We start from the raw sequence: 23,707 nt of genomic DNA, 5'->3' as shown, positions 1-23,707 counted from the left end.
TGGGGAGGAAAGTTAGCGTGAAAGCTGATAGTATACACTTGTTTGATTTTTTAGGAAGTGGAAAAACAATTTTTGAAATTCCAGTTTTTCAACGAAATTATGAGTGGAATAAAGATCAGTGCGAACAGCTTTTTGCTGATTTAACGTTGGCAGCCCGAAACGATACTGATCATTTCATTGGTGCGATTGTCTATGTTACTGAAACAGGTAACAAAATGAGTCATATTTATCGCATCATTGATGGACAGCAACGGTTAACAAGTTTGACATTACTGTTAAAAGCATTGGCAGATGCTGATGAATCGGATCGTGATGAAATTGAAGAAGAATATTTGACTAATAAGTATCTGGATAACAATAATCACCTCAAGTTAAAGCCAATTGAGCATGACTATGAAGCGTTTAATTCTGTTATGAATGAGATGAACGATATGATCAGCTATCCAAAGTTACTGATAACTATCGATTGTTTAAGCAGCTTGTTAAGGATTCGGATATTGATGGTACAAAATTATACGAAGCAATGACCCACTTCAATATGGTCTATATTGAATTAAGTGGTGATACCAATGAGGAAAATCCACAAGTTATTTTTGAAAGCTTGAATTAGACAGGTGTATCACTTTCAGCATCAGACTTAGTACGAAACTTTCTTCTAATGAAGCTGGATTCACAGTAGCAGTCAAAACTTTACAAAAAATATTGGGTAAAAATTGAGCGAATGTTTTCGACTAAAGCTTTTACTGAATTTATTCGTCACTATTTAATTGTGAAAACTCATGTGTCAATCAAGAAAAATAATGTTTATGGAAGCTACAAAAATTACTTCATTTCTGAAGGTCTGAACTCTGAAGCTGCTTTGGTGGATTTATTTAAGTTTGCCGATTATTATGATCAGATATTAAATCACAAAACGGCTGATACTGAATTTAATAGAATTTTAGATCATATCAACGTAATAGACAGTAAGGTGGTTTTCTCTTATTTGCTGCTGTTAATGGATTTACTTAGTTTTGGTGCAATTGATCAAGTATACACCAATGAATTAGCACATATTTTGGAAAGCTACTTGTTTAGAGTTAAAGTTTGTCAGGTGCCAACAAATGGACTTAATCAGATTGTTGTTGGTCTTTGTTATTTGTCAAAAACTGATAGCAACTAAGTAGAAGAATATTAGACGGAAACCCCTTATAAAAAGAAATGTTTAATTTATATGCTACTGCTTTATTACAATTTTATTGTGGGGTCATAGCACAGGCCCAAAATTAAGAATGAACTGCTAATTGTCGCCAAGTTAACTATTTCAGATTGTTTAAAGAAGCACAGCGTATCTTGTATAATCCTAATTTGGTAATATTTATGGACAAAAATAATCTTATAAGAAAATGTTCCCATGACATTGCAACAAATTAAGGATACGTACATTTTATCGATTAATATTTACAATAAAATGTTTGATTTATATTGTCAAAGATATCGTAGGAAAGTTTTGTGTTGATGCTTTTAAGTCTGATTTGCCGCTTTATAAAGTTTTAGGTGGGTAATTGTAACTAATATTACTGACTTTATGAAATTAACAATGTAAAAATTGATTTGAATGCTGATGTTGTCGGTAGTTGTAAGCGACTTTTGGATTATAAATAGAATTTTAAATTTGGATGGCTAATTTTGAGTAATTTGGATCAGAATTTTGATTATCTTTGTTATAAAATCAATCTATTAATACGTCACTGTATTTGTAATATAAATAATAGTACAAGCTTACGTCATAGAAATGAGAGATCCATAAATATTTCAATTGATGTTTGAACTTTGTCTTTTTTGAATCCAAGACTATTCAAGAATCGTAATGCTGATGTTTATTTACATCACCTTGGAGATTTGTTAGATATTGTGGAACTGACTATTTAATCAAAGTATCCAACTTGATAATGTTGAATTAGTTGGTGAAAATGAGCAAGTAAGACTCTATGGAATCAAATTTTTCACTCATAATGACGGAAGAAATATCGAGCAGGAATTGAAAGATTTAAACATATTAAGTGACACAAATTCCATACTTGGTACTAATAACAATTAGTCTTGAAAAGTTTAAAGCACTTTACTTGAACAAAATCATATCTTTAAGTCTATTCTGATACGTCAATGTAATCTCGGGTTCAATTAAATGTTTGAGTCCCATTTTTAAGAAGTACAATATTAATATGCTTGTACAATTACAGCTGAGGATTTAAATTTTTTGGAAAAGGATGCTTTATTATGGTTAAAATCAGAATTGGTGTTATTGGCTTGGGGCGGATTGGCAAAATGCACTTAGAGAATTTAGCTAATCTGCGGGAATGTTACGAAGTTAAAGGTATTGCTGCTCCCAGAACGCCTAATATCGCTGAATTGGCTGAAAAGTATGATGTGTCTTTTTATACTAGAGATGCTCAAGAATTGATTATTAATGATGAAATTGATGCTGTGTTGATTGCCTCATCTACCAATACTCATGCCGAATTAATTGAAGCAGCTGCCAAAGCAGGAAAGAATATTTTCTGTGAAAAGCCAGTTGCTGAAGAAATTAATGACATTAAGCACGCGTTACAAGTTGTTAAAGATAATCAAGTTAAGTTGCAGATTGGATTTGATCGAAGATTCGACCACAACTTCAGAACTATTTATGATTATGTACAATCCGGTAAAATTGGTGATCCGCAAATTATTCGGATTTCATCTCGTGACCCAGAGCCACCATCAATTGATTACATCAAGGTTTCTGGCGGTTTGTTTAACGATATGATGATTCATGACTTCGATATGGCGCGCTATTTAAGCCAAAGCGAAGTTACTGAGGTTTATGCGATTGGTGACAGCTTGATTGACCCAGAAATTGGTAAAGTGGGCGATATTGATACAGCAATTGTGACCTTGAAGTTTGAAAACGGTGCAATCGGCGAAATTGATAATAGCCGCAAAGCCGTTTATGGTCATGACCAAAGAGCGGAAGTTTTTGGCTCAAAGGGTAAAGTTGAAACTGACAATGACCGGAACAGCAACATTGACTTTGAAACTGATGATGGTGGTCACCACGACAAGATTCCTAAGCCATTCCAAGTCCGATATGCGCAAGCTTATATTGATGAATTAAAAGAATTTTACAATTCAATTGAAAAAGATGAATCGGTGAGAGTTTCCGGAACAGATGCTTTGCGCGCTGCGCAACTAGCACAAGCTGCTCAAAAGTCATTGGCAGCAGGTAAACCAGTTAAAGTTGAGTATTAACGTATCAGCCAAAATAAAAAAGGTGAACAGCTTTTGTTCGTCTTTTTTAGTGTAAATTAATTTAAAAGTTATAGCTGGATCAATGATATTTGCTCAGTCTAAGGCTAATAAAATTTTCCATTATGCACTAAGACAACGCAATTAATTACTTCAGAAGACAAAGGTAAATGCTGATTTTTATTTACACCACCTGGGAAGTTTGTTAGATTTGATGTAGGTAATTATTTAATCCATGGGGGTAACATATTATTTTGGATAAGGGTGTTTACTTAGTCATAATATTTTTAACAATGGTGACCAATACATTAGTCTACTATTTTTGTAAACCGTCAGCTGTACAAATGTTTTTATTAGTTATGTTTTTGTTCCTAATACAAATGTTTTGTGCTTTTAAGATTTTGAAGAGCAAATAAAATATTTTGCTTGGTTAAATACTATAAATTAAATAGAAACTAAAAAATCATTTTCTGATTTAATTGATTTCAGTTATTTTGAACTACTATCTTCTAGCTAGATCTTCGATAGATCTAGCTATTTTTGATTAGTTATTAAGTAATAACACAAATTAAGCTTGCTAGTATTATACTAAAAAATCTTAGTTCAATATTTATAGCCTATTGGTGAACTCGGAAAGTGTTATTCAGATTTAAGATTTGAAATATCTTTTTAGGATATACGGATATTTATAAAAAATTTTGGTGGAATAAAATCTCCATACATCTGCATTTCAACATCAAAAAAATCCTGAAATCTTTGATTCCAGGATTTTTATCAAACTTAATTTACTTTTGCATTTGTTCCTTATAACCGTCTACTTCTTCTTCGCTACAAAATACATAATGACCGTCACCAATTTCACGCAATTGACGTTGATCATGCGTATTATTTTCAATACTACTATCATATGGTAAACGTGTTCGCCGCCGTTCGATTTCCGGATCGGGGAGTGGCACTGCTGACAGCAAACTCTTCGTATAAGGATGCAGCGGGTGATTGTAAACCGCATCGGCACTACCTAATTCCATCAATTGTCCGTGGTGCATCACGGCAATGCGATCACTAATATATTTCACCATCGACAAATCATGGGCAATGAAAAGGTAAGTTAAATTGTTCTTGCGCTGAATATCTTTCATCAAATTGACGACTTGAGCTTGAATAGAAACATCTAATGCCGAAATCGGCTCATCGGCAATAATGAATTTCGGGTCTACGGCAAGCGCCCGAGCAATTCCGATTCGTTGCCTTTGCCCACCGGAAAATTCGTGCGGATAACGTGTGACGTGATCGGGATTTAAGCCGACAACTTTTAATAATTCTTTTACGCGTTGATCACGCTCTTGATCATTTTTGACCAAACCGTGTACATCTAAGCCTTCAGCAATAATGTCTTTAACTTTCATTCGCGGATCCAATGAAGCATACGGATCTTGGAAAATCATCTGCATATTGCGCCGAAAATGAAGCATATCTTTGCTATGATTTTTGATTTTGCTAATATCTTGACCCTCAAACAAAATCTTGCCACTAGTCGGGTTATAGAGACGAATGATGCTGCGTCCAGTGGTACTTTTACCCGAGCCAGATTCGCCAACTAGGCCGAAAGTTTCCCCTTCATAGATATCAAAACTAATGTCATCAACAGCACGTACTTCATTGGGCTTTCCCGGACTAAAATATTGTTTTAGATGTTGAACTTGAATGATTTTTTTACGTTCAGTCATTAATTTTGGCTCCCTTCGCTGGGCGTGTCAACAGCGCCAGTTTGCATCAAATGAGCGTATTCTTGCGCCCGTTTCACGATCGGTGCGGGTGGCTGCACTTTGGGTGCATCAGGATGCAACAGCCAAGTAGCTGCATAATGGGTGTCACTGACTTTGAAGAACGGCGGCTGAGCTTCCAGGTCAATCTGCATTGCATAAGGATTACGAGGAGCAAAGGCATCACCTTTAGGTGGATCTAATAAATCAGGTGGGGTGCCCGGAATAGAGGATAATTTGGCACCTTTTGTATCCAATGTGGGCATTGAACTCAATAATCCCCAAGTATAAGGATGTTTAGGCTGATAGAAAATTTCGTCAACTGTTCCCACTTCAATAATTTTACCAGCGTACATTACAGCAACGCGATCAGCAATTCCAGCAACCACGCCCAAATCATGGGTAATAAAAATAATAGAAGTTTCCAGTTTTTCTTGTAACTCACGCATTAAATCAATGATTTGGGCCTGCACTGTAACGTCGAGTGCCGTGGTAGGTTCATCAGCAATCAGAATTTCTGGATAATTGACAATTGCAATTGCGATCACGATTCTTTGTCGCTGACCACCAGAAAATTGATGTGGAAAATCTTTCATCCGATTCTTGGCATTCGGGATGCCAACCAATTCAAGTACTTCTTGAGCACGCTTTAAAGCTTTTTCTTTGGAAATTTTGCCATGAATGCGCAAAGGTTCAGCAACTTGCTTGCCAATGGTCATTGTGGGATCTAAAGAAGTCATTGGATCTTGAAAAATCATTGACAAGTCATTGCCACGATGGTGATCCATTTCCTTGGCTGATTCTTTGAGTAAATCTTGCCCCTTGAATAAAATTTCACCGTGTTCGATCACGGCATTAGAAGCCAGTAAGCCCATGATACTACGGGTTGTCACGGATTTTCCTGAACCAGATTCACCAACAATGGCTAAAGTTTCACCTTTTTTGAGGTTGAAACTAACGTCGCGAATAGCTTGCACAGTACCCGCAAATGTCTTGAAATTAATATTTAAATTTTTCACTTCTAAAATGTTGTCAGACATTGTTTAAAACCTCCTTATTCAGATTTAGGATCGAATGCATCGCGCAAACCGTCGGCAAAGAGGTTAAACGCAATCATCAAAATACATAGGATCAGTGCTGGATACCACATTTGGTAAGGAAGGAAGCGGAAAGCTTTTTGACCATCAGATAATAATGTTCCAAGCGAGGCATTTGGTGCAGGAATCCCAATGCCGATGAAACTTAGAAAGGCTTCAAAGAAGATGGCGCTCGGAATCGAAAACATCGTTTGAATAATAATTGTCGATGATAAATTAGGAATTAAATGCTTCATTGCAATTTTAAATGGTGATTCACCAAGCGTTAGAGAAGCCAGTACGTATTCTTGTTCTTTGAGTTGCAGTGTTTGCGCTCGAATCAGTCGTGCCATGGTTACCCAACTACTAAAGGCAATAGCAATGATAATTGAAGAAAGTCCCGGTTTTAAAACTAGTAATAATAAGATCACAACAATTAAGTTAGGCACTGAAGAGATTATCTCAATAATTCGTTGCATGAAAGTATCGACTTTGCCGCCTTTCCACCCGGAAATAATTCCGTACGGCAAGCCAATTAGCAGATCGACTAAGGTGGCAATAACGGCAATGATTAGCGACAAACGTGTTCCATAAAGCACGCGAGAAAACAGATCTCTTCCCAGATAATCAGTACCTAAAATATAAGTTCTATCCTTGGGTACATTATTAGTTTCATATGGATTAGTTACTATGCCAGCGGCATTTTTTATTTCGCCACGAAATCCGGGGATATTCGTGTTAGCAATCCGCGGTGGAAGGTTAGCGTAATCCGGATTTTGCGCGTTGGGATCGCGTGGCGCTAAAATTGGCGATGCGAAAGCTATAACTGCAATAATTATCAAAGTGAAAAAAGAGATGACTGCTATTTTGTTTTTGCGTAAGCGTCGCACCGCATCTTGAAAGAAAGTTAGTGAAGGGGCACTAATTTTTTCTTGGTCAGCAGTTTGATCGGCTTGCACTTTTTCAAAGCTATTGGCAGTAATTTTGACGTCTTCCATTAGTTCTCCTCCTTATCATTGGTTAATCTAATGCGGGGATCAATTAAACTATACAAAATGTCAGTGATGAGTAGCATTACCATAAACATTAAGGCATAAAAGATTGTTAAGCCCATGATTGTTGGATAGTCATTTGTCATAATGGACTTCACGAATTGCTCACCAATACCAGGAATTGAGAAAATATTTTCAACAACTAGCGAACCAGTTAAGATGTTGGCGGTCAACGGTCCTAAAATAGTAATTACCGGAATCAAGGAATTACGCAAAGTATGTTTAACCACTGTTTGCCAGCGAGTATTTCCTTTAGCTTTAGAAAGTTCAATATAATCGCTATTCAAAACATCAACCATTTCGGTTCGCATAAAGCGTGCCGTTTGGGCTAAAGGTGACACCGCTAAAGCTAAAGATGGCAAGACACTGGCTTGCCAGTTATCAAAGCCGGCAATAGGGAACATGTGCCATTTGAAAGCAATAAAAAATTGCAATAAAACACCTAATACGAAGCTTGGCACGGAGATACCAACAATAGAAACAAAAGTAGCTAAACTATCAATCCAGTTATTTTTGTTGATTGCTGCCACGGCACCTAACAAAATACCGAGTAAAGAGCCAATAATCATCGCCTGTGAACCAATTAATAATGATGGTTTCAAGCGCGATGTAATGAGCGAAAGCACCGGCTGATTGCTGAATTGGAAGGAAGTTCCAAAATCACCGTGTAACAAATTACCTAAATAAATCAGATATTGCTGCCAGATTGGTTTGTTTAAACCATATTGCTCGTTCATGATTTTTAGTTGGGCAGCCGATAATTTATCCTGATTGGAAAATGGCGTACCAGGCATTAATTTCATCATGAAGAAGGTAATACTAGCAACAATGAACAAAGTTAAAATCATATAACCAAGACGCTTTAATATATATTTGAGCATTGCTAGCCAACTCCTCTATAAATAAAATAAAAACGAAGTTCCAGAATTATCTGGTAACTCCGTTTTCATTTAGTATCTTTACTTGTTGTGAATACGAAGTGAAACCATGTTGTAACTTCCATTTGGTGATATTTCTAAATTCTTAACCCGAGTCTGTGTCATGTGGGCTTCACCAAGTTGGTAAAGAGGCACAACGCCTTGTTGATCGTTTAAGATGTTTTGAGCATCTTTCATATCTTGCCAGCGAGCTTGTGGATTATTAGCATCAGCACCCATACTTTTATCAACTAAGCTGTCAAATTGTGAATTAGACCAACCGCCACGATTATAGCTTGCATTGCTTGTTAATAAAGTTAAGAAGTTGATAGGATCAGGGAAATCAGCATTCCAAGCAGTAACTACCATGTCAAAATCACCACTTGTAGAACGGCTCAAACGAGTCTTAAATGGCACATTGCTCAAAGTAACTTTCATGCCTGGTAATTTCTCTAATTGATTCTGGAGGAATTCTGATTGTTTCTTAGCAGCATCAGTATCATCACTCAATAAAACAAAGTTGAATTTCTTACCATTATTACCAGTTTCAGCTAAACCTTGTTTCCAAAGTTTCTTGGCTTTTTTTGGATCATATTTGGTGTATTTATTGCCACTAGCACTTGTTTCATCAACAAAATCTTTAGATTTGTTACTTGGATCAAAGGACATATCTTTTGGTGTAACTGAGTTGGCAGGAGTACTGCCATCACCTAAAATTTGTTTAGTCAATTGCGGACGATCAATAGATAAAGCAATGGCTTGACGAATCTTTTCGTTCTTAAAGACGGGTTGTTTCTTCTGGTTCATTTCAATATAGAATGTTGAATTCATCTGACGAGAATTGAATCCTTTAGAACCTCTCATCTGTTTAGCAGTGTCACCACTAATCACGATATCGTCTAACTTATTAGATTGGTAAAGGTTTAAAGCCGTCGATGGATCTTTAACGACTTGGTATTGGAGCTTTTTCACTTTTACATTCTTGGCGTTCCAATATTTGTCATTTTTAACTTCAGTCCAAGTATTGTCTGGTCCATTCCAGTTAATTAATTTATAAGGTCCATTGAAAACTAGAGTTTTCGAATTGGTACCGTATTTCTTCCCCCATTTATCAACTGTTTTTTGATTTTGTGGGAAGTAAAATGATGAGGTCAAAAGTTCGTTAAAGTACGGAATTGGTTGGTCCAAAGTTACTTGCAAAGTATGCTTATCAATAGCTTTAACACCTAAAGAATCGACCGGCTTTTTACCTTCGCTAATTTCTTTGGCGTTGGCAATGCCTTCATAGATATAGGCATATTGCGATTTGGTCTTAGGATCAACTGTCCGCCGCCATGCATAAACAAAATCATTAGCAGTTACAGGATCACCGTTGCTCCAAGAAGTTTTACGTAACGGGAAAGTATAAGTCAAACCATCGGCAGAAGGTTTAACAACTTTAGTTGCGATGCCAGGCTTAATATCTTTACCTTCATAACGGTATAGTCCTTCCATCGTGTTGCTGGCAGCTTGCGAACCAATAGTATCAGTATTGGTAGAAGTATCCATTGTAGCAATGACGTCTTTGGACATCACGCGGACTGTGTCTGCAGGGGCTTTGGCTGAAGAAGAACCGCCACAACCTGCTAGGGCGCCAGCGCTGAATAGAATAGTAGCTCCGACGGCAAGCAATTTATTGAACTTCATTTGACTTCTCCTTATAAAAAACTTTTAACTTAGTTTACAATGCTTAACATTAAAAGTAAATATAAATAGTGAGAAATGATTAATTGAAATGGAAACTTTTGCGTGCATTTAAGCCTTAAAAGGCGCTAAACGTTGATAGTCCGCCTTGTTAACTAATAATTGATATTGCGTACCTTGGTCGGTATATTTTTTAGTTTGGATTGTAAGATTATCTTGAATGTAATTAACTAATTGACCTTGGGAAAAAGGAATGAGCACATCTAATAAGCAATAATTTTTGAGTAATTGCTGTTCAATTAACTTAACTAATGACTTAATCGAACTTTGATTACGCGCATCATAATAAATATTGACACCATCAAGTTGCGGTAAATTATCTATATTAACCAGGTTGGCTTTATTGTACGCATAAATCATTGGTTTATCTGTAATGCCCAGTTGAGATAATGTTTGCTGGGTAGTCTGGATAGTTCTTTGATAATCTTGATCGGAGTAATCAATTACTTGAACTAATAAGTCAGCATTTTTAGCTTCTTCCAAAGTAGATTGAAACGCCTCAATAAGCTTATGTGGTAACTTACTGACGAAACCGACAGTATCTGACAGCAAAAAACTAGTTTGTTCTGGTAAATCAATACGTCGAATTGCCGTATCTAAGGTAGTGAACAGTTGATTTTTAGCAGTTACTTTTTTGGCGCTAGTGGTTTGGGTCAGTTCCAAAATTCCATTTAGAGTGGTGGATTTACCAGCATTAGTGTAACCAACCAAAGCAACTTGGGGCAAATTGGCTTGCTTGCGTTGTTGACTTTGGATACTAAGAGTTTGCTGGATTTTGGTTAAATCTTGTTTATACTTGCTGATTCGATGACGGATTACACGCTTATCTAGTTCCAGTTGGCTTTCACCCGCGCCACGGTTGGTTAGACCGGCACTACCGCGTTGTTGATCCAGTGGATTACCGGAAGGATGAATGCGAGGAAGCTGATATTGTAGTTGTGCAATAGCGACTTGTAGCTGAGCTTGACGACTATGTGCGGCATGTTGGAAAATCTGCAAAATTAATTCTGTACGATCTAAAAAATTTAGTTTGGTACTTTTTTCTAAATTACGCAATTGTGCTGGTGTCAATTCGTCATTGACAACAATTAATTTAATGTCTAATTGTATTGCCAGCTGTTTTAACTCTTCAATTTTACCTTTGCCAAAGTAAGTTTGGTGGTTGACTTCATCTAAATCTTGTGTCATTTTGGCAGCCACCTGCAGATTGTTAGCACTAGCTAAATTGCTTAATTCAGTCATTGAAGCTGTAAAATCAGTTTGTAAATGGCTGACTCCGCCGATGATTACAGGAATTGGATTGGACAAAATAAATTCCTCCCTTTTATTTACTTAAGTTGAATATAGCAAAAAAGCAACCGGATAGGTTGCTTTAAGATAAAGATTTTTGGCGTTGATGTTTGGCAATCCAAGGTAAGATTGCCCCAATAGCTAATAAAATTAATGGTTCAATAATATTTAAAGCCAGAACATGATAAAAAGTAGCAGTACCAGGCTTTTCGTCGACTGGCCAGATACCTAAAGTGGCAAATAAGAAAGTGATCGCAAAACACCAAATACCCACCATAATTGCGAGCTTATTATTTTTAATATAAACAAAGTCGGAAGGATATTCTTTGTCGTGCAGGCGTACCAAAATGAACGACGAGAATAAGAAACATGTAGTATACGGCGACACGATTCCATTCAAGTTCAGCAGCTGATTAAAAATCGAATTCATGTTTGGCAACGTTGCGCTAGCTACCATAATTAAGGTACAAATTCCGGTAGTTAGCCAATAACCATTAATCGGCAAACCGCGATTATCTAATTTGGTCAAACCACGAGGTAAATATTTTTTAGCAGTGTCAGATAAAAACATACGGGTACCAGCATCTAATAAAACTGCCAATTGGGCCATCATGTAAATAGCTTGCGTGATAGCAAATGCATATAAGAAGAAATGACCTAAGCCAAATTCCTTGCCCATTGTCTGAAAAGCATAATAAGAACCGTTCATTTTTAGATCATGCGGCAAGTGATGTGCATTGAAGAAAATACCCAGTGAAAATGAGCCCAGCACGGTCAAAAAGCCTGTCATAATAGCTAACATCCACATTGCTTTAGGAAAATCACGTTTACCATTTTTCATTTCGGTAACATAGGGAGCTGCAAATTCAGAACCGTTCATTGCAAAAATAATTAAGGCAAATGAACCCAAATACTTCATATCAACATGCGGAATAAAAGATTTTATATTAAACGGCTGGGTATGCGGCATACCACCATGTCCTAAATAGGCAAAAGTCATGATTACATATAAAACGGTCATCAAAAACATGGCGCCACCACCAATAATACTCAAAATTTGTAGTGAATTGCGCAAACGATGCTGCAGAAAGATGAAAATCGTGAAAATAATGGCAGTCAATAAAGCAAACATCGCATTACTCATTTTATCGGATAAAGAAGCATTACCGTAAATCATCCAACCAAAAGAAATTACCATAGAATTAGCCACATCAACAATGTAAGGAAGTCCAGAGACCCAGTAAGTCCAAGCACAAATATATCCCCAAAGATCACCACTTGTATGGCGCACCCATGTAGTCATACCGCCACCATCATGGCTGAATACTGACCCCAAGTGACCTACAATCATTTCGTAAGGAATGACGAAGACAAATAGCATTAAGATCCAAGTCGTGACGACTGCTAAGCCTTGATTTTGAAAATTATAAATGATGTCATCAAAGCCAATTACGGTTACAAAGTCAATTAGCGCCACCACTGGCCAACTAAGGAATTTTTTGTTATCAGGATTTAAATCGTCTAGCATACTTACTCCTCCTCATTTTTTGCACGACAAACTAAGACATTATACATCTAACTATTACAAATCAAAAATATAATTTGTCATACAATGCTATATTATGTATAATATGTTTTGCTAAAGAATATTATTGCGGAGGCAGATATGACAAATGTTGTTACAGTACAAAATGTACGTAAAATTTATGGTAAGAAAAACACTCAACAATTCCAAGCATTAAATGACGTTAGTTTTACAGTAGCGCAAGGGGAGTTTGTCGGGATTATGGGCGCTTCTGGCTCAGGGAAAACGACCTTATTAAATACACTTTCAACGCTGGATAAACCGACGTCTGGCACGATTACAATTAATAATCAAGATGTTACAAAACTAAAAGGCAATCAATTGGCTAATTTCCGCGCACAACAGATCGGCTTTATCTTTCAAGATTTCAATTTGTTAGATAATTTAACAGCTTTTGAAAATATTGCTTTACCATTATCCTTGCAAAAAGCCGCTCCAAAGGTAATTAAGCAAAAAGTGACGGCGATTGCGGAAAAATTAGGTTTAGAACCTTATTTGCAGCACTATCCAGCGCAACTTTCAGGTGGTCAAAAGCAACGCGTTAGTGCTGCACGCGCTTTAATCAATGAACCAGCGATTTTATTTGGTGATGAGCCAACTGGGGCGCTAGATTCCAAGAGTGCGCGAGCATTACTAGACACGATGACAAAAGTTAATCAAGAAGAGCAAACTTCTATTTTGATGGTGACACATGATCCTTTTTCTGCTAGCTTTTGTCAACGAATTCTGTTTATTAAAGATGGTCAAATTGGTTTAGAAATTAAGCGTGGTGAAAAGTCACGCACGCAATTTTATCATCAAGTTTTGGATAATTTAGGCACCTTTGTGGAATAAGCATTGAAGGAGTAAATTTTATGTTAAATAAGTTAGCGTTAAATGGCTGCAAAAGTCGCTGGAAAGATTATTTAGTCTTATTTTCAGGACTCTTAATTTCCACAGCAATCTTTTATATGTTTCAAGTTTTAGCAATGAATAAACAATTTTTAAAATCTAATTCTCCTATCTCCGTGACACCCATTGTTTTTCACTTGGGGACCTTTTTATTGATTTTAATCACGATTGTCTACGTTTTATATGCCAACACTTTTTTGATGAGCATGCGCAAAAAAGAATATGGCATGTTCATCGTTCTCGGTTCCAAAACACGTACCATACGTTCCTTAGTAATGATTGAAACGTTGTTTATTGGCTTGATTAGTACAATCGTGGGCATGCTAGTCGGAATAGGTCTCACTCAAGTGGTAGCACGTCTTTTAGCACGGCAATTGCAAGCTAATTTAGCACATTTGCAAACCATTTATCCACCAGCTATCGGCGTGACAATATTAGTTTTTGGCTTATTATTCTTATTTGCTGCATTGAAAAATAGTTGGCATATCGGGCATCAACCACTTCTTTCCTTATTAAAAGATCAACAAAAAGCCGATCAAATTGCTGTGAAATTTGGCGTAGGTCAGACTATTCAATTATTGGCGGGAATTGTTTGTTTGGTCATCGGTTACTGGTCTTTAGGCCAACTGCAAAATCTGCAAATGACCGCACTCATGATTGCTAGCGTGACTATTATTTTAGGAACTTATTGGACGATTAATACCCTGTTTCGGGCAATCATTAATGTGTTGCGCCACAGTCAATTTGCTTTGCAAGGTTTACACAGTTTTACTTTAGGGCAATTGAATTTTCGGATTGTGGACTATACGAAAATCTTATCGATGATTTCTATTTTATTTGCGTTAGCGATGGGGGCTGTGACTGTAGGTTTGAGTTTTCAGCAAAATGTCCAAATGGTCACTGAGCAGTCAGAATATTATGATGTGGTAATCAATAATGCGACAACTAATGATCGTCATGTGCTCAAGCAATTACCAATTAAAAGTAATTTGCAATATAAATATAAAATTGTTTCCGGGCAAGTTTATTTTAAGAGAGCCCAATTTCAAGCACATGCATGGCAACAAGTAGGAACTCCGCAACATAAGCAAGCAGTTACAGCGACTATTAAGCAATTGCAAACGGCTGATAGTGTTGCTAATTATCATTTTAATCGCCAACTGATTCCCCAAGCCTATGATAAGCCGATGCATTGGGTGAGTCAGCAACAGTTTGCGCAACTAGTAGCACCAACTAATCAAGTACAATTTATGCGAGTCAATGATTTTTCGGCGCAAATTTCGAAGATTCAAAAAATTGTACACGCACAACAACAACGTTATCCGCGCATGAAATCAGAAGGTGCCACTGCGAAAGTGGCAAGTTATGCGATGGTCAATGAAATGTTCAGTGGTTTAGAATTTATGGGCTTTTTCCTTGGTTTTGCCTTTTTGGCAATGCTGGCAAGTTGTTTAATGTTTAAAATTCTGTCCAGCGCTGATCAAGATCGAATGCGTTATCAAATGCTGCATAAAATTGGTGCTCGCTCAAAAGTACTCAAGCATTCTATCAACCAAGAATTAGGTGTTTTGTTCGGTATTCCGGCTGTAATTGGCATTATTCATGTTTTATTCGGCATGCAAATATTTTCGCTATTATTACAAAATCCGTACCACCATATTTGGTTACCAATTTTGTTATTTAGTGTGTTATATGGACTTTATTATCTGTTAACAACAGCTTTATATAAGTTAATTGTTTTAAAAAATAAGTGAGTTTTATAGCGTGAAAGCGTAGCTTTTGCGCTTTTTTTTTACATAGTACTAAAATAAGCTTGTCATAGAGAAAAAATCAGTCTAAAATTGTATAATTGATGTTATTTAATGATGGGCATCATTTAATTAGTTAAAGACGTTTCTGGACTGCGAGGCAATATATCGGAGCCCTCTTTTTATAGCGTAAAATTGTTGTGATTAACTTATTATGAAGAAAAGATTATAATTATTAAGTACTTAATTACTTGTTTTTATTAATTTTGTGTGTCGTGCACTAGTAAATCAAGTGAATTTTTATTATTAGAGAGGCGATATCTGATATGTCAATGATTGAATTTCATGACGTGCAAAAATATTACGGACAATTCCACGCATTACGCGATATTAATTTGGAGATTGACAAGGGTGAAACTGTCGTTTTAATCGGTCCTTCTGGTTCTGGTAAAAGTACCTTGGCGCGCACAGTCAATGGACTAGAAACAATTCAAAGTGGGCAGTTGATTGTAAACAACCGTGACCTTTCTGACGCTAAAACTAACTTAAATATTTTACGGCGCGATGTGGGAATGGTGTTTCAGCATTTTAATTTATATGCGAATAAATCTGTGTTAGAGAATATTATGTTAGCGCCACGAATTGTTAGTCATGTCCCAGAAGCAGAAAATAAAAAAGCTGCGATGGACTTATTAGATATGGTCGGACTGGCTGACAAAGCTCAAAACATGCCGTCGCAGATTTCGGGTGGACAAAAACAACGTGTAGCGATTGCGCGTTCTTTAGCAATGAAGCCTAAACTATTACTTTTTGATGAACCAACTTCGGCGTTAGACCCAGAAATGATCGATGACGTTTTGCAAGTTATTAAACAAGTAACATCTGCTAGTGACATGACTTCTTTAATCGTCACGCATGAAATGGGTTTTGCTAAAGAAGTCGCTAATCGTGTAATTTTCATGGATGCTGGTCAGATTGTAGAAGATGATGATACTAAATCCTTCTTTAGTCAGCCTGAAACACAACGAGCTCAACAATTTTTGAGTAAAATTATCACACATTAAAGGGGGTAAATCATGAAAAAGAAATTTTGGTTAGTCTCCTTTTTGACAATAATTTTGGTGGTACTAAGTGGTTGCGGTAAGCAAAATTCCAGCCAGCAATCAGTTTTAAAAAATGCACGCGCTTCTAACACTTTGACTTGGGGTGTGAAAGGCGATACTAAATTGTTTGGGCTGATTGATGTGGCAGATGGGCAGTCGAAAGGCTTTGATGTGGATATGGCTAAACACATCACTAAGCATATTTTGGGACCTAAAGGAAAAGCTAAAATGGTCACTGTAACTTCACAATCACGGACGCCATTGCTAAAAAACGGGAATGTAGATGCAGTGATCGCTACGATGTCGATTACGCCAGAACGCGAAAAGATCTTGGATTTTTCGCATTCTTATTTTGATGCTGGACAGTCTTTACTAGTACCTAAATCATCAACAATTAGAAGTGCTAAAGATTTGAATGGCAAAACTGTAATCGGTGTAGTTGGCTCCAATTCGGTAAATAATATTCACAAAGTAGCACCGCACGCTAAAGTTGTTGAGTTGCAAGATTATGCGCAAGCAGTCAATGCTTTGAAATCCAAGCAAGGTGATGCTTTGACGACGGATAATGGTATTTTATATGGTTTAGCAGTGGAAAATCACGGTTTTGAAGTGCGGGGCGGCACTTTCACGAAAGAACCTTATGGCGTTGCTGTTAATAAAGGACAAGATGATTTAACTAAAGCCATTAATCAAGCTATTTTGGAAATGCAACACAGTGGTGAGTATAATCATTTAATTAAGAAGTGGTTTGGTGACGTACCGGGATTTGATTACAAGGAGTTGTATCGTAAATGATAAATATTATTACGCATTACAGTCACCAGCTCTTATCGGGGTTTGGCTGGACTTTGTTATCTAGTGTGTTGGCATTATTTTTCAGTTTGATTATCGGTTCCTTATTTGCAATCATGGAGATTTTGCCTAATAAGACAGCGCGTTTTGTAGGGCGTGCTTATGTCGAATTATTTCGTAACATTCCATTATTAGTTATTACAATGTTTTTTTATTTAATTATTCCATTATATTTAGTCAAAATTAACGGTTTTACGGCGGGGACAATTGGGCTGACACTTTATACATCAGCATTTATTGCTGAAACAATTCGCTCGGGAATTCAATCCGTGGATACCGGGCAGATGGAAGGAGCGCGTTCGGTTGGTATGACTTATTGGCAAGCAATGCGTTACATTATTTTGCCGCAAGCTTTCAAAATTGTGATCCCACCATTGGGCAACCAATTCGTCAATTTAGTCAAGAATTCTTCGGTGCTGGCTTTTGTCGCGGGCTTTGATTTGATGTATCAAGCTAATTCGATTGCTTCCACGACTTTCGATACGATTAATAGTTATTTGGTTATCGGGGTTTTGTATTTAATTATCACGATGCCGTTGAGTTATTATATGCGCTATTTGGAAAAGAAAATTGCTTAGGAGGTCTGGTAAATGCAAAATTGGATTAATGCTTATTCATGGTTAAATATTCGTTTCTTATTACTCGGCCTCGGGGTAACAATTTTCATCTCAGTAGTCGCAGTAGTTTTAAGTTTTATTCTGGGTTCTATTTTAGGAATTATTCGTTATTCCAAAATCAAATATGTGTCGGCGATTTTGGGTTTCTTCGTTGATCTAATTCGTAATTTACCATTATTGTTGATCATTTTCTTTACCTATTTTGGGTTGCCCAACTTCGGTTTTAAGCCGGATACGATTTTAGCGGCGATTATTGCCATGACCGTTTTTGAGTCCGCAATGGTAGCAGAAATTGTGCGCTCCGGAATTAATGCAGTGGATATCGGGCAAATGGAAGGCGCCCGTTCGGTAGGAATGTCGTTCTTGCAAGCATTGTGGCACATTATTTTACCGCAAGCTTATAAGAAGATGATTCCGGCGATGATCAGTCAGTTCGTTTCTTTAATTAAGGATACGTCTTTGGCAACGATCATTGTTGTGCCTGAAATGATGCAGCATGCGCAAGTTATTTACGGGCAAAATGCTAATTATATCTTGCCGATGTTCGTGGCATTAGCGGTATTGTACTTTATCGTTTGCTTTACATTGTCTTTAATCGGTAATCATATTGATAAACGGTTGGCTTAAATTAAAAAATCAATTATTATAAAGCACGCTGTCTCAATTGGAAGTTGGGATAGCGTTTTTTGTTGGTTAATATGTGAAATAACAAACTAAATTCATTATTTAATATTTATGTGATAAAATTGCGACGTGTTTTTAATCTTTATTGGGGAAGTAAAAATTCATGACTAAAATTGCATCAAATCAAAGTGCAGCTAGTGCGGCTGCTGCCAGTGCTAAGTCGATGGAAGTAAGCAAGGGCAAGACGGCCACGGTAGCGGTCAGTAATATTTCGGGGATGACTAAAGCCATGGAAATCAATAACGGCATGCTAGCAGTGTTGTCTCAATTGGACCGGCGATCGAGTTGATGATGTCGGCAATAGTGTCAAAAAAGACTGGAAAAGTGCTACTAGTTGGACGGGAAATATGTTAAATAATGTTGGTAAATCCTTCAAAGGAGCCTTCTAAATGCCAGAAAAGGGCTACAGGATTCATCTTGTTGGACGAATTAGCGTGCAATATTATTTAATCAAGTACCGAGGTCATTATTATTTATTGGATTATGCGGATCCTAAGAAATTTAGTAGCTATGGTGCTAGAGGTTTAGCTGTCAAAGCAGTTAAAGAATGGACGATTTATAATGTTGATGCTGATAGAAAAAGATTTTTTTCTATGATCAATAATATGTATTTTAATGAAAAAAAAGATAAGTTTAGTAGCATCATTTTGGTGCTTGTACTTTTGTTAGGGGTACACTTATTACAAATAAAGGGTGTGTCCAATAATGGACATTCTGACATTTTTAATTTCATTTTAGGAGTTATGTTTGTTGTAGTTGGATTATTATCAATAGTTTTTATATTGAAGTCGCTTAACAAACGTCAAAAAATAGATGTTAGTCAGTATGAAAAATCACTGTTGAGGCCAACCAATGTAAAGTGGCAATTTTTACGTAAAGTTTTATCATTTATAATTATTTACTTTATATTGTTTATTTTTATTGGTATTGGGACTACTTCCAGTACTTTATGGGCATTGATCTTGTTTAGTTGCACAATGTGCTACATTACGTTGTTCTGCAGATTTGTATATTTTATGTTAAATAGGCAGTTTCCATCTATGGGATTTGGCGATACCTATATGTTATTTAAACGAGTAAAAGAATAATGATTATATTAAATTTTAGGAGAATAAATGCCGGAAAAGGGCTATAGAATTCACCTTGTTGGTCGTATAAGTCTGCAATATTATTTGATTACTTATTGTGATCGTTATTATTTACTGAATTATGCTAATCCTGCTAATCCAAGTGTTTACGGAGGAGGTGGAGCAATTAATAAAATAAAAAAGTGGACTATCTATGATGTTGATTTGGAAAAAAACAAATTTATTTCTATGGTAAATAAGTATTATTTAACGGGTCAACAAGATAATCAGTGTGGTTGGTTGATGTTGATATCCTTGATATTAATACCGGCGCTTGTCAGAAATAGTAATAAAAATTCTATGATCCATAAGTTTATGGAGGATCATTTTCTGTTAAACACTGGCTTAATTATAGTTGGACTTTTGATTGTTGTTGTTTTACTGAATATGTATAACAAGCCGAAAATAGATGTTAGTAATTATCAAAAATCAATTTTGGAATCTGTCAATATTAGACCGACCATTTTTGGGAGAGCATTTGCATATTTAATAATTTCTTTTTCTATACTATTTTTGTTATTTATTTCAGTTTTTTCTTGTAATATTGTGGCACTTATTATTTGGGGATATGTAACGTTTTATTATCTTTTTTTTAATAGATTCATAGTTTTTATGTTAGATGAAAAGTTTCATACTAGTAAGCGGTTTAAAGGTAAAGAGTTTTTTAAATTTATCGATAAGTATCTCAGAATGGGTGTGACTATGAACTTGGAACCTGGCGATACCTATATGTTATTTAAACAAATCAAAAAATAAGGGGAAATTATTATGTTACCAATTGGTAGTAGTGTTTATTTAACAAATGGTGTAAAGAAGATGATGATTATGATATCGGTCCTGTAATCAAGAAAGATGAAGAACAAATCTATTTTGATTACAGTGGTTCCATTTATCCAGAAGGTTTAGATTCAAAGAAAATTTATTACTTCAACCAAGAAGATATTACGGAAGTAGTTTTTGAAGGCTATCGAGATAAAGATAGTGAACGTTTCAATGAATTTTATGAACAATGGGTAGAAGATAATCAAGACTACATGTCTCGTGGTGAAGTGAAATAAAAATACAGTGTCACTAAATAAAAATAACTATTCAACATGAATAGTTATTTTTATACTTAAAGGATAATATTTATGGAAAAAATAATGGTACTTACGTAATAGCAACGCTGCCATTAGTTATTTGGCTGTTCACTGCGGGCTACGGTCTGTTAAAAGTTGATTTTAACGACATGCCCGGCAAACTCCTTACGGCTGGTTGTTTACGCTATTTATCCTTCCTATCGTGGCCATTGCCCTTCTGGCTGTGGCGGTACTGAACGTTATTTTATTAATTAATTGGTTAAGGCAAAAAGATCGTACAATTACTCAGAATTTTCTGTTAGGACTGTACGCTGGTTCCTTTTTGATTGCTACTTTTTTGGGGTGCACGCAATTGCTTTTGATCGCTTTTGACCAATACTAGTGGAACAATTATATGTTGTTTTTATTAGGTTAATGGCCCTGACGGGACTTCTCATACCCTTGAATTTCAATCTGCAGTGGTTAAAAAATAATTTCATAGCTAATTTATTGACTGTGCTGATCATAGCTATTTGTAGATTATACGATACAACAAAAGACTACAATAATTTATGCTAAAGCCGGTTTGACTAAAAATAAGAAGCTTAACCGTAATTCGTTAACTAATTACGACCATGATTATAAAAATTATTAAGAAATGTTGGCACTACACCAGAAGCTAAGCGGGCTACACAACAGTTTACAGCTGATTTGAAGCAAGCTATCAAGGTTACACACTTAACACACAAGTTAGACAACTTAGTAAAAGTGAAGCTACAACAGATTACGATCTTCCAGCTGTTTATTTATCTTATGAAAGTTCGCCTAAAGTTGCTAAAAGACTAGCACTGGCTAATTTGAAGAGTAAAAATCAGGCTAAACATGTTTTTGGCGGTTATACGTAAATCAGTTTCAAATATGCGTTGGCTAATCATTTACTATTAATTGGCGTCCGTGTCGATGGCAGATTAACTAAATCAGAATACCAAAAATTAATTAACCAATTAGATAAAGCTAAATTACCTGATGGTTATTATTATTTGGATGGGTTAGAAAATGATAAATCTATACTTGATGTGCGAAATCATCGAATTGTCCGCGAATTGAAACCTGTAAGCATGGAAATCTGTCCAGTCCCAAGAGTGAAATATGTGATGATGATAGCGGTGATTTTGAATAACTAATTTAAGCCAGCACCTGCGCATAATCTGTAACCACGTTTTGACCATTGTCACGAACTAAAGTTGTTAAGCTGGAATTTGCGGGTCCTTTGGTGATCTTAAAACTTCCATTGCCGAAACGCTCAGCCAAAGATTTAATCGTAGTACCATGACTAACCAATAGTATTTTAGCTCCGTCAAAGGCGATTTCATCTAAATAATTAAAGCCCGCTTGCAGGCGATCCCAATATTCGGTGGCGTTTTCAGCATCATTAAAAGGATCAGCCTCTTTCATCCAATCTTTGGTTTGATCTAAACCTACTTGTTGGCCAGCTGCATTAAAAGTCTTGTAACCATGCGGGAAAAGTGTTAGATACCAAGCTTCATCGGAAAACATGCCTTCAAAATAGCCGTAAAACTGCTCGCGAAAATTGGTCAATTTGGTGGGCTGCAAATTAGCTTGATTACAATTAGCCGCGGTAATGATTTCACAAGTATCAATGGCCCGCCGAGCGTCTGAAGAAAAAGCAGCATCAAAGGCGACATCTTGCAATTTTTGCGCTGCTTTTTGAGCGACTGCCACTCCTTCAGGTGTTAAAGGCGTATCGGACCATCCTTGCATACGATTATATTTGTTAAACCAAGTTTGCCCATGGCGCAACAAGTAAATAGTATATTTCATAATGTTATCCTCCAATAAAAAATACTTCTCAATAGTGAGAAGTATTTTTTTAGTCGTTAAAGTTATTAATTTCAACATCTTTAATAAATTGTTTTAAGTTAGCAAAATAAACGGGAGCATTATCGATCATGTGATGATGACCGCCGTTCGGTGTCGTAACCAGACGTGCATGAGGAATCTTTTCCTGCATAATTTTAGCAGTAGCAATGGGCATAGTTTCGTGCTCACCAAAAGTCAATAAAGTTGGCACCGTGATCTTATGCAATTGATCGCGGAAATGCCAATCTTTGAGTTTGCCAGTAATCACAAATTCATTGTCACCCTGGAAAACATTGTAAACAGCTGTCGCCATAGTTGGTGCTACGTGACGGATAGCTTCAGGTTGCTTGCGATCAACGTATTCAGCATTCAAAATATCGACATAGCTTTGATAGGTAGGATCGTCTAAGCGATTTTCATGTTCGATCTTTTCCATATAGGCAACTTTATCGGGGCCTAAACAATCTAAGCGACATTTGTTGACGTTGGTGACATATTCATCAATTTCATCAACCATACTAGAAATAATGGCACCCTTTAGATGTTGTCCGTATTTAGCAGCATACATCTGTACCAGCGCACCACCCCAAGATTGACCAATCAAATAAAAGTTATCTAAGCCTAATTTTTGACGGACTTCTTCAACTTCTTCCAAAAAATAATCGTAAGTCAAATATTTAGCGGCAATTGCTGGATCACCGTAATCAGGTTGATCGGAATAAAAAGAGCCTAGTTGATCATACATTGTGACTTCTACGCCTAAATCGGCTAATTCTTCGCCGAAATTTTCCCAATATTCGTGTGTACCACCAGGACCTCCGTGCAAGCAAAGCAATTTAATATCGCCTTGACCGACTGTGCGCGTCCATAAATGATAGCCATTATCGAGAGTCAGAATATGTGAACCTTGTTTCATGTTTTTCACTCTTTTCTAAGCAGTTATTATGACTATCATAGCAAATTTAAGCAGATATTTTAACAATTTCAGCAAATTCGCTGGGCTAAAACTTTTGCATTCGATAAATAGAATTTTACAATAGCGGTGTCTTGAATTAA

Annotated in this window: 23 protein-coding genes; 14 read left to right on the top strand and 9 right to left on the bottom strand. The window is 36.4% G+C overall.

Going from position 1 to position 23,707, the window contains the following annotated elements; genetic code table 11:
• The first annotated feature begins 17 nt into the window (after positions 1–17).
• The 3 genes from MOO47_RS02900 (at position 18) to iolG (ending at position 3,267) form a co-directional block, all read left to right on the top strand.
• Positions 18–527, top strand: coding sequence for a DUF262 domain-containing protein (locus tag MOO47_RS02900; protein WP_249513301.1), 510 nt, complete (start codon positions 18–20; stop codon positions 525–527).
• A 194-nt stretch (positions 528–721) separates the two neighbouring features.
• On the top strand, positions 722–1,162 hold the full coding sequence (locus tag MOO47_RS02895; protein ID WP_249513300.1) for a hypothetical protein: 441 nt from the start codon (positions 722–724) through the stop codon (positions 1,160–1,162).
• Between the two features lie 1,097 nt (positions 1,163–2,259).
• Complete coding sequence (gene iolG, locus MOO47_RS02890; RefSeq protein WP_249513299.1) at positions 2,260–3,267, top strand: inositol 2-dehydrogenase; 1,008 nt, start codon at positions 2,260–2,262, stop codon at positions 3,265–3,267.
• Between the two features lie 782 nt (positions 3,268–4,049).
• On the opposite strand, the gene MOO47_RS02885 is transcribed toward iolG, so the two are convergent.
• From MOO47_RS02885 to MOO47_RS02855, 7 genes are all read right to left on the bottom strand, one after another.
• The gene (locus MOO47_RS02885) at positions 4,050–4,991 is read right to left on the bottom strand and encodes an ABC transporter ATP-binding protein (protein WP_249513298.1); all 942 of its coding nucleotides are present in this window, start codon (positions 4,989–4,991) and stop codon (positions 4,050–4,052) included.
• Entirely contained in the window at positions 4,991–6,067 is a 1,077-nt protein-coding gene (locus tag MOO47_RS02880; protein WP_249513297.1) for an ABC transporter ATP-binding protein, read from the bottom strand. Before MOO47_RS02880 ends, MOO47_RS02885 begins: the two co-directional genes overlap by 1 nt.
• A 14-nt stretch (positions 6,068–6,081) precedes the next feature.
• Positions 6,082–7,101 carry an ABC transporter permease gene (locus MOO47_RS02875; RefSeq protein ID WP_249513296.1) on the bottom strand — a complete coding sequence of 340 codons (1,020 nt, stop codon included), beginning with the start codon at positions 7,099–7,101 and terminating at the stop codon, positions 6,082–6,084.
• Entirely contained in the window at positions 7,101–8,036 is a 936-nt protein-coding gene (gene opp3b / locus MOO47_RS02870) for an oligopeptide ABC transporter permease (protein ID WP_249513295.1), read from the bottom strand. Before opp3b ends, MOO47_RS02875 begins: the two co-directional genes overlap by 1 nt.
• A gap of 78 nt (positions 8,037–8,114) precedes the next feature.
• Positions 8,115–9,758: a peptide ABC transporter substrate-binding protein gene (locus tag MOO47_RS02865; protein WP_249513294.1), complete on the bottom strand. Its 1,644-nt coding sequence runs from the start codon at positions 9,756–9,758 to the stop codon at positions 8,115–8,117.
• Between the two features lie 108 nt (positions 9,759–9,866).
• A complete protein-coding gene (hflX, locus tag MOO47_RS02860) occupies positions 9,867–11,123 on the bottom strand; it encodes a GTPase HflX (protein WP_249513293.1) in 1,257 nt (418 codons plus the stop codon).
• 64 nt (positions 11,124–11,187) lie between these two features.
• Positions 11,188–12,633, bottom strand: coding sequence for an APC family permease (locus MOO47_RS02855; RefSeq protein ID WP_249513292.1), 1,446 nt, complete (start codon positions 12,631–12,633; stop codon positions 11,188–11,190).
• A 138-nt stretch (positions 12,634–12,771) separates the two neighbouring features.
• Here MOO47_RS02855 and MOO47_RS02850 point away from each other — a divergent pair, with 138 nt between their 5' ends.
• From MOO47_RS02850 to MOO47_RS02800, 11 genes are all read left to right on the top strand, one after another.
• Positions 12,772–13,524 carry an ABC transporter ATP-binding protein gene (locus tag MOO47_RS02850; protein ID WP_249513291.1) on the top strand — a complete coding sequence of 251 codons (753 nt, stop codon included), beginning with the start codon at positions 12,772–12,774 and terminating at the stop codon, positions 13,522–13,524.
• A 20-nt stretch (positions 13,525–13,544) separates the two neighbouring features.
• The gene (locus MOO47_RS02845) at positions 13,545–15,335 is read left to right on the top strand and encodes an ABC transporter permease (RefSeq protein WP_249513290.1); all 1,791 of its coding nucleotides are present in this window, start codon (positions 13,545–13,547) and stop codon (positions 15,333–15,335) included.
• A 320-nt stretch (positions 15,336–15,655) separates the two neighbouring features.
• Complete coding sequence (locus MOO47_RS02840; protein WP_317617095.1) at positions 15,656–16,393, top strand: amino acid ABC transporter ATP-binding protein; 738 nt, start codon at positions 15,656–15,658, stop codon at positions 16,391–16,393.
• 12 nt (positions 16,394–16,405) lie between these two features.
• Positions 16,406–17,227 (top strand): glutamate ABC transporter substrate-binding protein, encoded by an 822-nt coding sequence (locus tag MOO47_RS02835; protein ID WP_249513289.1) that lies wholly within the window; start codon positions 16,406–16,408, stop codon positions 17,225–17,227.
• The gene (locus MOO47_RS02830; protein WP_249513288.1) at positions 17,224–17,862 is read left to right on the top strand and encodes an amino acid ABC transporter permease; all 639 of its coding nucleotides are present in this window, start codon (positions 17,224–17,226) and stop codon (positions 17,860–17,862) included. The genes MOO47_RS02835 and MOO47_RS02830 overlap by 4 nt, the downstream gene beginning before the upstream one ends.
• 12 nt (positions 17,863–17,874) lie before the next feature.
• Positions 17,875–18,528: an amino acid ABC transporter permease gene (locus tag MOO47_RS02825; protein ID WP_249513287.1), complete on the top strand. Its 654-nt coding sequence runs from the start codon at positions 17,875–17,877 to the stop codon at positions 18,526–18,528.
• A gap of 160 nt (positions 18,529–18,688) precedes the next feature.
• Positions 18,689–18,874 (top strand): hypothetical protein, encoded by a 186-nt coding sequence (locus MOO47_RS02820; RefSeq protein ID WP_249513286.1) that lies wholly within the window; start codon positions 18,689–18,691, stop codon positions 18,872–18,874.
• A gap of 100 nt (positions 18,875–18,974) precedes the next feature.
• Complete coding sequence (locus MOO47_RS02815; protein WP_249513285.1) at positions 18,975–19,673, top strand: hypothetical protein; 699 nt, start codon at positions 18,975–18,977, stop codon at positions 19,671–19,673.
• Positions 19,674–19,700: 27 nt separating this feature from the next.
• Positions 19,701–20,468, top strand: a complete 768-nt coding sequence (locus MOO47_RS02810) for a hypothetical protein (RefSeq protein WP_249513284.1) — start codon at positions 19,701–19,703, stop codon at positions 20,466–20,468.
• A gap of 74 nt (positions 20,469–20,542) precedes the next feature.
• Entirely contained in the window at positions 20,543–20,770 is a 228-nt protein-coding gene (locus MOO47_RS02805; protein ID WP_317617099.1) for a DUF4176 domain-containing protein, read from the top strand.
• Between the two features lie 923 nt (positions 20,771–21,693).
• Complete coding sequence (locus MOO47_RS02800; RefSeq protein WP_249513283.1) at positions 21,694–21,954, top strand: hypothetical protein; 261 nt, start codon at positions 21,694–21,696, stop codon at positions 21,952–21,954.
• Between the two features lies 1 nt (position 21,955).
• Here MOO47_RS02800 and MOO47_RS02795 read toward each other — a convergent pair whose 3' ends face one another.
• Together MOO47_RS02795 and MOO47_RS02790 are read right to left on the bottom strand one after the other, a co-directional pair.
• Positions 21,956–22,612: a histidine phosphatase family protein gene (locus MOO47_RS02795; RefSeq protein ID WP_249513282.1), complete on the bottom strand. Its 657-nt coding sequence runs from the start codon at positions 22,610–22,612 to the stop codon at positions 21,956–21,958.
• Between the two features lie 49 nt (positions 22,613–22,661).
• Entirely contained in the window at positions 22,662–23,567 is a 906-nt protein-coding gene (locus MOO47_RS02790) for a proline-specific peptidase family protein (RefSeq protein WP_249513281.1), read from the bottom strand.
• Between the last annotated feature and the right edge of the window lie 140 nt (positions 23,568–23,707).

The sequence above is a fragment of the Bombilactobacillus thymidiniphilus genome (assembly GCF_023380245.1).
In the GTDB taxonomy this organism is placed as follows: Bacteria; Bacillota; Bacilli; order Lactobacillales; family Lactobacillaceae; genus Bombilactobacillus; species Bombilactobacillus thymidiniphilus.
This window is presented reverse-complemented; position numbering and strand designations above follow the sequence as displayed.

Bases quoted from the DNA above. Each gene is read 5' to 3' on its own strand.
- MOO47_RS02885 (WP_249513298.1), bottom strand. From the start codon at position 4,991: ATGACTGAACGTAAAAAAATCATTCAAGTTCAACATCTAAAACAATAT.
- MOO47_RS02880 (WP_249513297.1), bottom strand. From the start codon at position 6,067: ATGTCTGACAACATTTTAGAAGTGAAAAATTTAAATATTAATTTCAAG.
- MOO47_RS02855 (WP_249513292.1), bottom strand. From the start codon at position 12,633: ATGCTAGACGATTTAAATCCTGATAACAAAAAATTCCTTAGTTGGCCA.
- MOO47_RS02850 (WP_249513291.1), top strand. From the start codon at position 12,772: ATGACAAATGTTGTTACAGTACAAAATGTACGTAAAATTTATGGTAAG.
- MOO47_RS02895 (WP_249513300.1), top strand. From the start codon at position 722: ATGTTTTCGACTAAAGCTTTTACTGAATTTATTCGTCACTATTTAATT.
- MOO47_RS02845 (WP_249513290.1), top strand. From the start codon at position 13,545: ATGTTAAATAAGTTAGCGTTAAATGGCTGCAAAAGTCGCTGGAAAGAT.
- iolG (WP_249513299.1), top strand. From the start codon at position 2,260: ATGGTTAAAATCAGAATTGGTGTTATTGGCTTGGGGCGGATTGGCAAA.
- MOO47_RS02820 (WP_249513286.1), top strand. From the start codon at position 18,689: ATGACTAAAATTGCATCAAATCAAAGTGCAGCTAGTGCGGCTGCTGCC.
- opp3b (WP_249513295.1), bottom strand. From the start codon at position 8,036: ATGCTCAAATATATATTAAAGCGTCTTGGTTATATGATTTTAACTTTG.
- MOO47_RS02815 (WP_249513285.1), top strand. From the start codon at position 18,975: ATGCCAGAAAAGGGCTACAGGATTCATCTTGTTGGACGAATTAGCGTG.
- MOO47_RS02865 (WP_249513294.1), bottom strand. From the start codon at position 9,758: ATGAAGTTCAATAAATTGCTTGCCGTCGGAGCTACTATTCTATTCAGC.
- MOO47_RS02790 (WP_249513281.1), bottom strand. From the start codon at position 23,567: ATGAAACAAGGTTCACATATTCTGACTCTCGATAATGGCTATCATTTA.
- MOO47_RS02825 (WP_249513287.1), top strand. From the start codon at position 17,875: ATGCAAAATTGGATTAATGCTTATTCATGGTTAAATATTCGTTTCTTA.
- MOO47_RS02830 (WP_249513288.1), top strand. From the start codon at position 17,224: ATGATAAATATTATTACGCATTACAGTCACCAGCTCTTATCGGGGTTT.
- MOO47_RS02810 (WP_249513284.1), top strand. From the start codon at position 19,701: ATGCCGGAAAAGGGCTATAGAATTCACCTTGTTGGTCGTATAAGTCTG.
- MOO47_RS02840 (WP_317617095.1), top strand. From the start codon at position 15,656: ATGTCAATGATTGAATTTCATGACGTGCAAAAATATTACGGACAATTC.
- MOO47_RS02875 (WP_249513296.1), bottom strand. From the start codon at position 7,101: ATGGAAGACGTCAAAATTACTGCCAATAGCTTTGAAAAAGTGCAAGCC.
- MOO47_RS02795 (WP_249513282.1), bottom strand. From the start codon at position 22,612: ATGAAATATACTATTTACTTGTTGCGCCATGGGCAAACTTGGTTTAAC.
- MOO47_RS02835 (WP_249513289.1), top strand. From the start codon at position 16,406: ATGAAAAAGAAATTTTGGTTAGTCTCCTTTTTGACAATAATTTTGGTG.